Origin of the sequence: Devosia sp. (assembly GCF_024707125.1) — a bacterium.
Taxonomy (GTDB): Bacteria; Pseudomonadota; Alphaproteobacteria; order Rhizobiales; family Devosiaceae; genus Devosia.
Window position 1 is genome coordinate 398,152 of record NZ_JANQAH010000011.1, and the last position, 13,585, is coordinate 411,736.

General features: G+C 63.0%; 11 protein-coding genes. 3 read left to right on the plus strand and 8 right to left on the minus strand.

Features of this window, described 5'->3' with window-relative positions:
• Nucleotides 1-2: 2 nt before the first annotated feature.
• The 3 genes from NVV77_RS16895 to NVV77_RS16905 are packed head-to-tail and all read right to left on the minus strand — an operon-like array spanning nt 3 to nt 3,867.
• The gene (locus NVV77_RS16895; RefSeq protein ID WP_295416182.1) at nt 3-764 is read right to left on the minus strand and encodes an SDR family NAD(P)-dependent oxidoreductase; all 762 of its coding nucleotides are present in this window, start codon (nt 762-764) and stop codon (nt 3-5) included.
• Nucleotides 764-2,005: a thiolase family protein gene (locus NVV77_RS16900; protein ID WP_295415132.1), complete on the minus strand. Its 1,242-nt coding sequence runs from the start codon at nt 2,003-2,005 to the stop codon at nt 764-766. The genes NVV77_RS16895 and NVV77_RS16900 overlap by 1 nt, the downstream gene beginning before the upstream one ends.
• Nucleotides 2,002-3,867 (minus strand): feruloyl-CoA synthase, encoded by a 1,866-nt coding sequence (locus tag NVV77_RS16905; protein WP_295415133.1) that lies wholly within the window; start codon nt 3,865-3,867, stop codon nt 2,002-2,004. Before NVV77_RS16905 ends, NVV77_RS16900 begins: the two co-directional genes overlap by 4 nt.
• A 119-nt stretch (nt 3,868-3,986) precedes the next feature.
• Here NVV77_RS16905 and NVV77_RS16910 point away from each other — a divergent pair, with 119 nt between their 5' ends.
• The gene (locus tag NVV77_RS16910; RefSeq protein WP_295415134.1) at nt 3,987-5,111 is read left to right on the plus strand and encodes a 5-methyltetrahydropteroyltriglutamate--homocysteine S-methyltransferase; all 1,125 of its coding nucleotides are present in this window, start codon (nt 3,987-3,989) and stop codon (nt 5,109-5,111) included.
• A 40-nt stretch (nt 5,112-5,151) separates the two neighbouring features.
• Here NVV77_RS16910 and NVV77_RS16915 read toward each other — a convergent pair whose 3' ends face one another.
• Both NVV77_RS16915 and NVV77_RS16920 read right to left on the minus strand, forming a co-directional pair.
• On the minus strand, nt 5,152-8,304 hold the full coding sequence (locus tag NVV77_RS16915) for an efflux RND transporter permease subunit (protein ID WP_295415135.1): 3,153 nt from the start codon (nt 8,302-8,304) through the stop codon (nt 5,152-5,154).
• A 3-nt stretch (nt 8,305-8,307) separates the two neighbouring features.
• Nucleotides 8,308-9,504 (minus strand): efflux RND transporter periplasmic adaptor subunit, encoded by a 1,197-nt coding sequence (locus tag NVV77_RS16920; RefSeq protein WP_295415136.1) that lies wholly within the window; start codon nt 9,502-9,504, stop codon nt 8,308-8,310.
• 311 nt (nt 9,505-9,815) lie between these two features.
• Here NVV77_RS16920 and NVV77_RS16925 point away from each other — a divergent pair, with 311 nt between their 5' ends.
• Together NVV77_RS16925 and NVV77_RS16930 are read left to right on the plus strand one after the other, a co-directional pair.
• Nucleotides 9,816-10,484 carry a response regulator transcription factor gene (locus NVV77_RS16925; RefSeq protein WP_056312329.1) on the plus strand — a complete coding sequence of 223 codons (669 nt, stop codon included), beginning with the start codon at nt 9,816-9,818 and terminating at the stop codon, nt 10,482-10,484.
• Nucleotides 10,481-11,827 carry a HAMP domain-containing sensor histidine kinase gene (locus tag NVV77_RS16930; protein ID WP_295415137.1) on the plus strand — a complete coding sequence of 449 codons (1,347 nt, stop codon included), beginning with the start codon at nt 10,481-10,483 and terminating at the stop codon, nt 11,825-11,827. Before NVV77_RS16925 ends, NVV77_RS16930 begins: the two co-directional genes overlap by 4 nt.
• Here NVV77_RS16930 and NVV77_RS16935 read toward each other — a convergent pair.
• Genes NVV77_RS16935 through cyoC form a run of 3 tightly spaced genes read right to left on the minus strand, consistent with a single transcriptional unit; the run spans nt 11,824 to nt 13,584 of the window.
• Complete coding sequence (locus NVV77_RS16935; protein WP_295415138.1) at nt 11,824-12,543, minus strand: SURF1 family protein; 720 nt, start codon at nt 12,541-12,543, stop codon at nt 11,824-11,826. The genes NVV77_RS16930 and NVV77_RS16935 overlap by 4 nt on opposite strands.
• A 4-nt stretch (nt 12,544-12,547) precedes the next feature.
• Nucleotides 12,548-12,931, minus strand: a complete 384-nt coding sequence (cyoD, locus tag NVV77_RS16940; protein ID WP_295416185.1) for a cytochrome o ubiquinol oxidase subunit IV — start codon at nt 12,929-12,931, stop codon at nt 12,548-12,550.
• 23 nt (nt 12,932-12,954) lie between these two features.
• Nucleotides 12,955-13,584 (minus strand): cytochrome o ubiquinol oxidase subunit III, encoded by a 630-nt coding sequence (gene cyoC, locus NVV77_RS16945; protein ID WP_295415139.1) that lies wholly within the window; start codon nt 13,582-13,584, stop codon nt 12,955-12,957.
• Nucleotide 13,585 lies beyond the last annotated feature (1 nt).

A 13,585-nucleotide genomic window follows, 5' to 3' on the forward strand; every position in this document is an offset into this window, starting at 1 on the left:
TCCTATTTCGCCTGCATGCGCAGGGCGCCATCGAGGCGCACGACTTCGCCGTTGAGATAGTCGTTTTCGACCATGGCGCGGACCAGCGCAGCGAATTCCTCCGGCCGACCGAGACGCGCCGGATTCGGGATGGCGGCTGCGAGCCCGTCCTTGGTCTCCTGCGGCAATCCTTCGAGCAGGGGCGTGAGGAAAAGACCCGGCGCAATCGCCAACACCCTGATGCCGAAGCGCGCAAATTCCCGCGCTGCCGGCAAGGTAAGCGAGACTATGCCCCCCTTGGACGCCGCATAGGCCGCCTGCCCGATCTGCCCCTCGAAGGCGGCGACCGAAGCAGTGGAGATGATGACGCCGCGTTGCCCATTGGCATCCGGCTCACCCAGCGACATGGCATGGGCGCAAAGCCGCATCATATTGAAACTGCCCACGAGATTGACGCGAACGATCCTCTCGAAGGCATCGAGCGGCATCGGCCCATCGCGCCCAACGATCCGCGCCGCGGTGCCGATACCTGCGCAATTGACCAGCACCGACGGCACGCCCAAGGCCGCCACGGCCGCATTGACCGCCGCCTCGGCCTCGGCCGCATCGGCCACATCGAGCGCAAAGAACCGGCCGCCGAGTTCGTCGGCTATCGCCTGCCCCTTCCCCGCATCCCGATCGAAAATGCCGACCGTCGCACCCGCCGCATGCAGCGCCCGCACGGTTGCAGCACCGAGACCAGAGGCTCCGCCGGTAACAAAGGCAGTCTTGCCGGAGATCTCCATCACGCTGCCTCGGGGTTTTCGAGCAGCAGCGCAATGCCCTGCCCACCGCCGATACAGGCCGAGGCCACGCCATAGCGGACGCCGGACCGGCGAAGCTCGTTAGCCAGCGTCAGACCCAGCCTGATGCCCGTCACCCCCAAGGGATGGCCGATCGCAATGGCCCCGCCATTGACGTTGAGAATACTCTCATCCAGCCCCAACTCGTCCACGCAGGCGAGGATCTGTGCGCCAAAAGCCTCGTTGATCTCCACCCGCCCGATCTGATCGAGCCTCATACCGGCAACCTCAAGCACCGCTCGAATAGCCGGCGCTGGACCGATGCCCATGATCTGCGGCGGCACGCCGACAGCGGCACTGGCAAGAATGCGCGCCACCGGCTTGTGCCCGTTGGCCCGGGCAAAGGCGGAAGAGGCGACCAGCACCGCCCCTGCCCCATCGACGATGGCTGAGGAATTTCCACCCGTTTGCACACCGCCGAACGCGGGCTTCAGCTTCGCCAGGACGTCATAGGGCGACGGCCGGATGTGTGTGTCGACATCGACGCTCTCGACGCTGCGGGGCAATTTGATGCCGCGCTTGTCGAGGCCGTCGATTTCAAATGTCTCGCTGACAACCGGCACAATCTCCTCGCCCAGAATGCCGGCATCACGCGCCGCGATGGCCCGCGCAAAACTCCGCTCAGCGAAGCGATCCACACGTTCGCGGGAAATGCCGTATTTCTTCGCCAGGTTCTCCGCCGTGTCGCCCATGTTGACGCAACCGGCCGGATCGTAGAGCGCCTCCCAGAGGAAATCCTTGAACTCCACCTTGCCCATGGCAAAGCCATTGCGATGGGTATAGGCGGCAATCGGATTGCGGCTCATCGACTCGCAGCCAGCCGCCAGCGCCAGATCAACACGCCCCAGTGACACGCTATCCGCCGCCTGCGAGATCACCTCGATCCCCGTGCCGCAAATGCGCTGCACCAGATGCGCCGGCGCTTCGAGCGGCGCACCGGCATAAAGCCCGATATGGCGCGGCGTGACATAGGCGTCGAACGAGGCCTGTGCCATGGAGCCGGCAATGGTATGGCCGATGTCCGCCGCCTTGACGCCAGTCCGCTCGATAGCCGCCCGCGCCGCCTTGATTCCGAGATCGATGGGCGAAATCTCGCTGAGTGCCCCGCGATAATCGACAAACGGCGTCCGCGCCCCGCCGAGCAGCCAGGCATCGTCAAAGGTCAGGCGAAGCCCCTTGCTCATTGGTGAAAACCCTTTCGGTCAAGCACGAGAATGGATGGCCCCGGCGCATCGGCATGCAGTGCGGCAACGAGCTCGGCCCTATGCGCGCGCACCGCACGCTGGTTGATCGAACCCTTGTCGGTAATTTCGCCTCGGTCGATATCGGGCAGACCAGCAAGCAGCAGCGCCCGCGCCACATGGTTGGAGCTGCCGGTGGACCGCTCGGCCAGTTCGGCCAGCGCCATGGCAAATTTCGCCCGCACAAGTGGATGAGCGATGACCGCTTCGGGCTCGGCGTCCGCGGCCAGTCCCGCCTGGCGTTTGCACGCTTCAAGATCGGGAAAAATCATGGCCCCGACAAAATTGAGATCGAGCCCGGTAAGAACGCAATCGCGGATCAGCGGCGCGCAAGCCCCGATCACCGCAGACCGCACCGCCGCAAAATTCACCCAGGTGCCTGTCGAAAGCTTGAAATCCTCCGCCACCCGGCCATCGAAGACAAAGCCCCTGCCGAGATCGTCGGGGTCCGCATAGCGCACCGCATCGCCGATCCGATAAAACCCTTCTTCGTCAAAAGCCTCAGCAGTCTTGTCCGGATCGCGCCAATAGCCCGGCGTCACATTGGGGCCCTTCAGCCGCAGTTCGGTCTTGTCGCCATTGGGCACGAGCTTGATGGTCATGCCCGCGGCCGGCAGGCCGATATGACCGGCCTGTTCCACCGGCCAGGTGGTGGTGAAGGCAAAGGGCGCCGTCTCGGTCGAGCCATAGCCGGTGATGATCATGACCCGCTCACCCGTCTCGGCCCGCGCCGCCCGATCGAGCCCATCGAACACGTGCTGCGAGAGCCCCGCCCCCGCATATTGCAACAGCTTTAGCCGCGCAAAAAGATTGCGCCGTGCCTTGGGATGATTGTCGAGCGCGGCGACAAGGCATTCATAGGCCTTGGGCACATTGGTGAAAAAGGTCGGCTGCACGTCTTCGAGATTGCGCAACGTCGCGCCAAACCGGGCCGGCGTTGGCTGGCCGTCGTCAATGTAAAAGCTGCCACCATTGTAGATGGCAATGCCGGTATTGTGGCTGCCGCCCGCCACGTGGTTCCACGGCATCCAGTCGAGCAGCACCGGCGGCTCGTCCCTCAGAAAGGCAAGTGCCGTACGGATCATTTCCTGATTGCAGGCCATCATCCGATTGGTGGTGATCACGCCCTTGGGCAATCCTGTCGAACCGGAGGTGAACAGCACCTTGGCCACCGTATCCGGCGTGATCGCATCATGCGCCGCGGCCATCGCCGACGTCACAGGCGTCGTCAGGAGATCGTCGAAGAGCCGTGCCGGTTGGCCCGCCGGCAGATTGGTACGAACGATGAGCGGTATGTCCGGCGCAAAGGTCGCTGCAATCGCCGGTCCGAATTTTTCGCCATCGCTGGCATAAACCATTCCGGGGGTCACAAGCCCTGCAATATGCCTAAGCTTGCCGAAATCGCTCGAGAGCAGCGAATAGGCCGGCGAGACAGGGGCATAGGGAACGCCCACCCAGATCGCGGCGAGCCCCAATAGAAAATGCTCGATCTCATTGCCCGAAATAATCATCAGCGGCCGTTCGCCCGAGAGACCGGCATCGAGCAGTGCCTGGCCTAGCGGCTTCATGCACGCCAGCACCTCGGCAAAGCTGAGCCGGCGCCAGCCATCCCCCTCCCGATCAGCAATGAGAACCGTGTCCGGCGTCTTCTCCGCCCAGGCCTCAAGCGCATCGACGATCGACCGCGGATAGGCGCCCAGCGTCTCGATGGACCGCACGATCGTGCTGCCGTCCGGGCGGTGTTCCGCCTCGGCCGCCATATTGCCCAGCCGCACGGGACGGATAGGGGTCGCCTTTACGTCCATGAGTTCCTCCCTCACGGAATATAGTTATGCTGTATATCTAAATCATGTGCAACGGGCCTTGCTCCGTGGTAAGGAGGGGCAAGCGCCGGCCAAGGCGGAACACGCATCTCGGAGGAAAGATGACCGATCCAGTCAAGCCACCCTACCATGCCGATATCGTCGGCAGTTTCCTGCGGCCGGATGCCGTAAAGGCAGCGCGCAAGGCGCATTTCGAGGACAAGACCCTCTCGGCCGAAGAGCTGCATGCCGTCGAAGATCAGGCCATCGCCGACGTCATCAAGATGCAGGAAGACGCCGGTTTGAAAGCCGTGACCGATGGCGAATTCCGCCGCGCCTGGTGGCATTTCGACTTCATGGGCATGCTCAACGGGCTCGACATTATCCAGCGCGAAGGCGGCGGCATCCAGTTCCACGGCGTCGCCACCAAGGCCGACGTGCCCGTGATTTCGGGAAAACTCAGCTTCCCCGCCGACCACCCCATGCTGGAGCACTACAAATTCGTCGCCGCCAAGACCAAGGTGACGCCAAAAATTTCCATCCCCGGCCCCAGCGCCATCCACTTCCGAATTGCCGACGACGATATCTCGGTCGCCGAATACAAGCACGATGCCGATGCCTATTTCGATGCCATCACGGCCACCTACAAGGATGCGGTAAAAGCCTTCTACGCCGCGGGCTGCCGCTACCTGCAGATGGACGACATCTTCTTCGCCTATCTCTGCGACCCAAAGATCCGCGCCGATCGCAAGGCCCGCGGCGAAGACCCCGATTGGCTGATCGGCCGCTACGCACAGATGATGCACGACGCCATCGCCGACCGCCCGGCTGACATGCTGATCGGCATGCATATGTGCCGCGGCAATTTCAAATCGACCTGGGTCGCCGATGGCGCCTACGATCCAGCCGCCGATGCCGTCTTCAACCAGACGGACGTCGATATTTACTTCATGGAATATGACGACGAGCGCTCCGGCGGGCTCGAACCGCTACGCCTCCTGCCCAAGGGCAAGAAGCGCGTCCTGCCCGGCTTCATCACCACCAAGACGGCTGAGCTCGAAGATCTCGACGATCTCAAGCGCAAGTTCGATGCGGCCAGCAAATATGCCGATATCGGCCAGCTCGGCATCGCCCCGCAATGCGGCTTCGCCTCGACCGAAGAGGGCAATGCCCTTACCTTCGACGACCAGCGCCGCAAGCTCGACCTCGTGGTCGAAACCGCCGAGGCCATCTGGGGCCGCGTCTGAAAGCAAAACCGCGCCACCCCCTGGGGATGGCGCGGTTTGTTTATTCCGCGGGCTTGGCTGGAACAGTCTCGGCCGGTTCGTGCTCGTGATCGTCCGGCGCCTTGGGCATGAAGCGGCGGGTGAAGGCGCTGAAGCTGTCGATATAGGTCAGCAGCACCGGCACGACGAGCAGCGTCAGCGCCGTCGAACTGACGAGACCCCCGATCACGGCATGGGCCATCGGCGCGTTCTGCCCCGAGCCCTCATGCAGGCTCAAGGCCAGCGGCAACATGCCGAAGATCATGGCGAGCGTCGTCATGATGATCGGACGGAAGCGAGTCACCCCGGCTTCGACCAGCGCCTCATAGAGGTTCGCGCCGGCCTTCACATGCTGGTTGGCATTGTCGACGAGCAGAATGGCGTTCTTCACCACCAGACCCATCAGCATGATGAAGCCAATGGCCGAGAACATGTTGAGCGTCGAACCACCAATGAGCAGGCCCACCATGACACCGATCAGTGCCAGGGGCAGCGAGCCCATGATGGCGATCGGCTGCAGGAAGCTGCCGAACTGGCTGGCGAGCACGAGGTAGATGAAGATCACCGCCAGCAACAGCGCCGAACCGATGGCGCCCATCGTATCGGCAATCTGCTCGACTTCGCCGCCAAAGCTGCTGCGATAGCCCGTCGGGAATTCGAGGCTGCCCACAGCCGCCTGGAGCTGCGGCGTCACCGTGCCCAGTTCGACGCCAGACAAATAAGCCTCGACAGTCACCCCACGCTGAAGATCCTGGCGATTGATTGTCGCCGGCCCAGTGCTGGCGACGACTTCCGCCACCTGGCCGAGCGTGATCATGCCGTTCGAACCCGTCGCGCCGGACTGGGCGATCGGCAGGTTGCTGATGGCGTCGAAATCACTGCGCAGGCTTTCCGGCAGCCGGACGACCAGCGAGGAAACCTCCCCGTTGGGCGCGGTCCAGTCGACGACTTCCTCGCCGCTGATCAGCGGCCCCATGGTCGCAGCCACCTGCGCCATGGACACGCCGAGATTGTTGGCGAGTTCGCGGTCGACAGTGATGCCGACGATCGCCTGGGCGTCGTCGAGGCTCGAGGTGATGTCGATGAGCCCGTCGATCTCCTCCATCTTCGCCATCAACTGGTCGGCAAGCCGGCCCAGTTCGACGAAGCTGTCGCCATAGAGCGTGATCGAGACCGGCGCCGTCGACTGACCAAGGCCAGAAGCCGCCGACACCTGGAACTTGGCACCAGGTACCGCTTCAAGCAGGCGTCGCGCCTCTGGCATGAGGTCCTGCGGCGAGCGGGTCCTCTGGTCGCTGGAAACAAGGGTCACGGTCAGCGTGCCAGAATTCGCGCCACTGGCCGCAAGGCCGCCGGCAATGGTCGAATAGGTCCGCTCGACTTCCGGGATCTGGCGCAGGACAGATTCAGCCTGCCGCAGCTTTTGCGCCGTGTGTTCCTTCGTCGACCCGGCCGGTGTCTCGGCCGTGACCGTGAAGATACCGGTATCCGTAGCAGGCACGAATTCAACCCCGACCCGCGGGAAGAGAGCGAGCGCCCCGACTAGCGACAGCACGGCGATCATCAGCACCGTCTTGCGATATTTGAGGCCCCAGCGGATGAGGTGGCGATAGCCCTCGGTGACCCATTCGAAAAAGCGGTCGAACTGCTGGATGGCACGGCCGATCGGGCCGCGCTTGGCATTGGGATTGGACGCAGGATCGTACCAGACGCTCGACATCATCGGGTCGAGGGTGAAGGCAACGAAGAGCGAGATCAGCACGGCAACCGAAACGGTGACGCCGAACTGCAGGAAGAACCGCCCCATGATGCCGTCCATGAAGGCAACCGGGAGGAACACGGCAACGATGGAGAGGGTCGTGGCGAGAACCGCCAACCCAATTTCATTGGTACCGTCAAAAGCCGCCTGACGGTGGCTCTTGCCCATATGCAGGTGGCGCGTGATGTTTTCACGCACCACAATGGCGTCGTCGATGAGGATGCCCACCGCCAGCGACAGGGCCAGCAGCGTCATCATATTGAGTGTGAAGCCCAGGAAGTTGAGCGCCACCATGGTACCGATGATCGAGATCGGCAGGGTAAGGCCGGTGATGACAGTCGAGCGCCAGGAATTGAGGAAGAGGAACACGATCACGACGGCAAGGATGGCGCCTTCGATGAGCATGTTCTGGACCGCATGGAACGAGTCTTCCACGGGCTTGGCATTATCCACCACGACTTCGATATTGATGCCGGCACTGGACAGTTCGTTGGCGAGCAGATTGTCGATCGTGTGACGGATGTCCTCCGCAACGCCAACCGTGTTAGCGCCCTGAGTCTTGAGGATATCGATCGCCAGCGCCCGTTCGCCGTTGAGAATGGCAAGGCTCGACGCCTCCCCGGTCCCGTCTTCGATCGTGGCCACATCGCGCAGGGTGACCGGCTGGCCACCCTGGTTCCCCACGATGATGTCGTAGAAATCCTCCTGGTTCTCGAGACGTCCGAGCACCTGGATCGATTGCACGATGCTGCCTTCGGTGATCGAACCGGCCGAGAGGTCGCGGTTCGAAGCCTGCAGCGCCGAGATCACGGCATTGGGTGCAATATTGTACGCAGTCAGGCGATCGGGATCGATCTGGATATTGAGCTGGCGCGGCACCCCGCCGACAACCGATGCACTGCCGACACCCGAAATATTGGAGAGGCGGGTGACGATGATGTCTTCGGTGAGCGAGGTGAGATCACGGTCCGACAGCGTATCGGAGCTGACGGCGAGCGAAAGCACAGGCAGTGCCGAAGGGTCAAAGCGCAGTACGCGCGGATCGCCGGCATTGTCAGGCAGGTCCGCCTTGATCGGATCGATCTTGTCGCGAACCTCCTGGGCCATCTGCTGGGAGTTCTGCTCAAGATCGAAGATCATGAGCACCATGGCCTGGCCCGATTGCGCCGTGGACTGGATGGTGTCGAGACCGGCGAGCGTATTCACCGCGTCTTCGATGGGTTTGACGATGTCCGCTTCCACGGCCTCGGGAGAGGCGCCGGGATAGCTGACGACGACCGCCACGACCGGGAAGTCGATATCGGGCATCTGCTCGATGGGCAGGCGTTGGTACGAATAGATACCAAAGACCATGATCGCCACCATGATCATGGTGGCAAAGACGGGATGGTTGACGCTGATGCGCGTGAGGAACATGCGTCAGTCCTCTACGGTTTCGTAGGCGGAGCCGGCCGTGAGCTCGGCAAGCGGCGCTGAGACGATGACATCGCCCGCGGTCAGCCCGCTGACTTCCACCACGCCACCGCGATGCCAGGCGTCGCCCGGCTCCACCGCCTGCCGCACCAATGTGCCGTTATCGAGCTTGAGCACGAATTCGCCCTCGGCGTCCTCGCGCAGTGCCGATGCCGGAACCGCAATGGCATCCGCTTTCTCGGCAACCGTTATCTGCCCCGTGGCGAACATGCCGCCGCGGAGGCGACCGGGTTCATTATCGATCAGGACATAGATTGGAATGGTCCGCGTCCCGCTCGCCGCTACAGGATTGACGCGCGTCACCTCGCCTTCGAAGGTTTCGTTCGCAAGGCCCGCCGCCGTCACTTCCACCGCCTGGCCGGGCGACACGAGTGCACTCGACGTGACCGAGCCGGAGGCCTGAAACTCCATTTCATCGAGATTGACGACGGTAAAGAGCGCCGTGCCCGTACCGATGGTCTGGCCGGCCTCAACCGAGCGCTCGGAAATGACGCCATCAATGGGCGCACGCACCGTTGCATTGCTGAGCGCCAGCTCGGCCACCGACACCGCGCTTTCAAGTGCCGTCATATTGGCCTCTAGTGCTGCGGTCGCCGAACGCGCCTGTTCCAGCGCCGAAGGGCTGGTCAGCCCCTGCCGCGCCAGTTCCTCGGTACGTTCGAGCTGCTGTTGCGAGGAGAAAAGCTGCGCGCGCGTCGCGTCGGCCGTGGCGCGCTGCTGCGCCAGTTGCAGGGCGAGATTGGCCTGATCGATCTCAACCAGCACCTGCCCCTCCTTGACAGCATTGCCGGGACGCACGGCAACGCTCAGCACGCGCCCCGCGGCCTGCGCCGCAACGACCGCCTGCTTGGAAGGCACCAGCGTTCCGGTGACCCTGACCGTTTGCCGCAAAACCTGCGGCGCAATCTCGGTGATTTCCGAGGACAGCAATTGCCTTACGACCGGCGCGGCCTCGGCCTCTTCCACCGTGGCCGGCGCAGATGGTCGCGTGGCGAAGTAGACGACACCGCCCACCACGATCAGTCCGAGCACGATCCATGGCCCGATCCGGCGCTTGGGCTTGAGGCCCTCAGCGACCCGGCGGGCATTTTCTTTTTCCCGCTTGCTTTGTGCCCATTCGGGCTTTTCATGGGCTGTGGTCATGGAGAGTGTCCTGATGAAATGGGGTCGATTGATAGTCTATCGGCCTGTGGGCACTGGCCTATCGGAGGATTAACGGGCGTTGGAAGAGCGAGGGCGACGGCGTCCTGCGCAGTTGTCTCAAACGTTGGGCCAAGGCTGTTTCTATCCAGGATTGGCGCAAAGTCCGGAGAGCCGGCCGACGCGCATGTTAAAGTGCTCGCATTCGGCTCCTTTTCCGTGGTCCATATTGCCGCAACATTGCGAAACTGCAAAGTCCACGCAATGCAATGGCAATCATTGTCAGACATAACCCCATCCATGATGAGGTAGCCATGCGTATACTTTTGGTGGAGGACGAGCTCGATCTGGCACGAGCATTGATCAGTGCCCTCGAACGCCACGACATTCTGGTAGATCACGTTTCGACCCTGGAAATGGCCCTCGAAGCGGTCGAAAACGCCGTCCATTCGATCGCGGTCCTCGATCGCAAACTGCCCGACGGCGACAGCCTGACGATCATTCCGCAATTGCGCCGGGCGCAAGCCGGCCTTCCCATCATCGTGCTCTCCGCCCTTGGCTCCCCCGAGCACCGCATCGAAGGCCTCGAAACCGGCGCCGACGATTATCTGGCAAAACCCTTCGTCGTCGACGAGCTGGTCGCCCGCATCCGCGCCCTGATGCGCCGCCCCGCCATGATTGCCGACATGGGCATTACCGTGGGCAAACTCACCTTCAACCTCGGCGATGGCACGGCCACTGCCGCCGGCGAACCGATGACGCTGACCCGCCGGGAAGTGCTGGCCCTAGAAGTGCTCGTGCGCCGCGCCGGCCGCACCGTTGCCCGCTCCGCGCTCGAGGAAGCCGTTTACGGCTTTGACGACGAAATCGCCTCCAACACGCTCGACGCCCATATTTCCCGCCTGCGGCGCAAGCTCGCGCCCGCCAATGTCGAGATCCACAGCATCAGGGGCATCGGCTACCTGCTCCGGGCCACCTCATGAAGCATCGGCCACTCTCGCTGCGCCTCGTCCTCTCGCGTGGCCTCATCGCCATCCAGATTGTCGTGCTGGTGGGCTTCACGCTGGTCGCCGCGGTGCCTTTCCTCATCGCCGTCAGCGCCCAGCAGGGGCTCGATGAAGGCGTCGTGGACGACATCGTCCGCTCCGTCCAGCGCGTCGAAGATGGCAGTTTTTCCCTGGAGCCCAATTCCGACCTGCAGGAGGTCGTCGATACCTATCCCGACTTCTGGTTCATCATGGTCGATGTCGAAGGCAACATCGTGCGGCGCGGCAATGTGCCTGCCCCGGTGAACCTCTTCCCGCAGAACCTGGTCCACGTCTCATCGGCGAACTTCACCGATTTCGGGGATTCCAAACACCCCTATGCCATCGTCCGGACCCGCAATTCGAGCATGGGGCGCCTCTGGGTGATGACCGGCGGCGGCCCTCCCGTGCGCTTCAGCGTCGTCGCCAAGGCGTTCGGCAACCCCATGTTCGTGGGCCTCATCATCCTGCTCTCGGCCGCGACGGTGCTGACCATTCCGCCGCTCATTCGCCGGTCTCTCCTCGGCGTCGAGCAGGTGGCGCGCGATGCCGAGCAGATCGATATCGGCCAGAGCGACGTGCGCCTCTCCTACAAGAATGTGCCGGTCGAACTCGTGCCCCTGGTCCGCGCCTTCAACGAGGCGCTCGACCGCCTCGACAGCGGCATTGCGCGGCAACGGCGCTTCCTCGCCGACGCAGCGCACGAATTGCGCACGCCCATCGCCATCCTGCAGACGCGTCTGGAATCCCTGCCCGACGGTCCAGACAAGCGCCAGCTGCAGCGGGATTCCGCCCGGCTCGGCGGCATGGCCAACGAATTGCTCGACCTCCATCGCCTGGCGCTGTCACCCGACAGCTTTGAAACCGTCGATCTCGTCGACATCGCCGCTCAGGTCACCGCAGATCTCGCCCCGCTCGCCATCGATGCCGGCTGCGATATCGAATTTGACGGCCCGGAAAAGCCCGTGAGCGTGAAGGGTGATGCCTCCGCCCTCTCCCGCGCCATTGCCAACCTCGTCCTCAATGCCATGTCGCATGGCGGCCCGGAGGTAAGCATCCGCGTCGAGGTCAACACCGACGGTCGCGTCTGCGTGTCCGACAATGGCCCGGGCGTCGACCCCGAGCACCGCGAAGAGATCTTCTGGCCCTTCCACCGCCTGTCGCAATCGCCCAACGGCGCCGGCCTGGGCCTGAGTCTGGTCTACGACATCATCAAGCGCCACGGCGGCAAGGTGAGCGTCGCCTCGGCCCCGCAAGGCGGCGCCCTCTTCGAGATCAGCCTGCCGGTGATCAAGGCCTAGCGCCGGAACCGATCCCTGAGCAACCAGTAGAGCGCGAACAGCGAAAGCAGCGTCAGGCCGAACCAGGTCAGCGCATAAAGCAGGTGATTGTTCGAGAAGGTGAGGACGGTCAGCCCCCCAACGGGATAGCCCTCCCCACTCGCATCAGCATCGATGAAAAACGGCGCCAAATTCTCAACGCCACCGGCCGCCCCGATCTCCGCCACGTCGCGCGAATACCAGCGTCCGGCATTGGGATCATTGCTCCGCAAAAATCCGCCGTCGGGCTCGCTGGCCCGCAATAGCCCGGTGATGGTGACGGCACCCACCGGCCGCTCAACGCCGGCGTCACGCTGGTCGGCCGTCACAAAACCACGATTGACCAGAACCGCCCGACCATCGTCGAGCAGCAGCGGCGTCATGACCCAGAAGCCGCCTCCATAAACGGTAACAGCCTGGCTCAGCGTGTCGCTGCCTTCAAACCGCCCGCTGACCGACACGCGCTGATATTCGCTGGTCCCGGTGTCGATCCCGCCCCAATCCGCCTGATTGAGATCAAGCGGCGCGGCGTTGCTACGCTCTTCCACCGCCGCTACGAGGCTGTTCTTCCAGGCCAGCCGCTCGACCTGCCACACGCCCAGGCTCGCAAAGCCCACGGCGCAAACGGCGGCGAAAGCGGCAAAGGCAATTAGGCCGAAGGAGAGTTTTCGCGCCCCCTGCCCTTCCCGCTCCGTCATGGCGTCAGATCAAGTCCGCCGGGTTCATGATATGGCCCGGCATCATGTTGGTGTTGAGATGGAACATCACCCAGAGCGAACCCGAGAGAGCAATGACGATGATGATGATCGTGAAGATCGCCGCCATCATCGTCCAGCCGCCCTCGGACTTGGTGTTCATGTGCAGGAAATAGACCATGTGCACAAAGATCTGCACCACGCCAAAGCCCATGATCACCAGCGTGGCAATCGTGGTGTCGGCGATCACGTCTCCCATCACCAGCCAGAACGGAATGGCGGTGAGGATGACCGAAAGCGCAAACCCGATGAGATAAGTCCGGCGCGTGCCGTGATCGTGCCCGTCGCCATGCGCATCCGGATTGGGATGTGCATGCGTGCCCGAAGCCAGCGTATCGGTGGAGGTGTGAGCGCTCATCGCAGCATCCCCATGAGATAGACAACCGTAAAGACGCCGATCCAAATGACGTCGAGGAAGTGCCAGAACATCGACAGGCACTGCACGCGGATCTTGTTGGCCGGGATCAGCCCCTTGGCCCCGATCTGCACCAGCAGCGTCACGAGCCAGAGAATACCGAAGGTCACGTGCAGAGCATGCGTACCCACCAGCACGAAGAAGGCGGAAAGGAAGGCCGAACGCTGCGGCACCGCGCCTTCATGGATCATGTGGTAGAATTCATAGAGCGTCAGCCCCAGGAACACAGCGCCCAGAATGCCGGTGATCACCAGCCAGACCAGCGTGCCGGTCTTCTTGCCCTCGTCCATGTCGAGCATGGCAAAGCCATAGGTGATGGAGCTGAGGAGCAGCGCGCCCGTGCTCACTGCCACAAGTTGCAGGTTGAACAGGTGTTCCGGCGACGGGCCGGCGGCGAAATTGCCGCCGAGCACGCCATAGATGGCAAAGAGCGACGCGAAGATGAGACAGTCGCTCATCAGGTAGATCCAGAACCCGATCTGGGTCGAGCCATGCGGAGCATGGTGATGCGGCACCAGTTCGTAGAACTGCGGGGCTTCGCCCTCGGCTGTCGTTGCGTGTGAACTCATC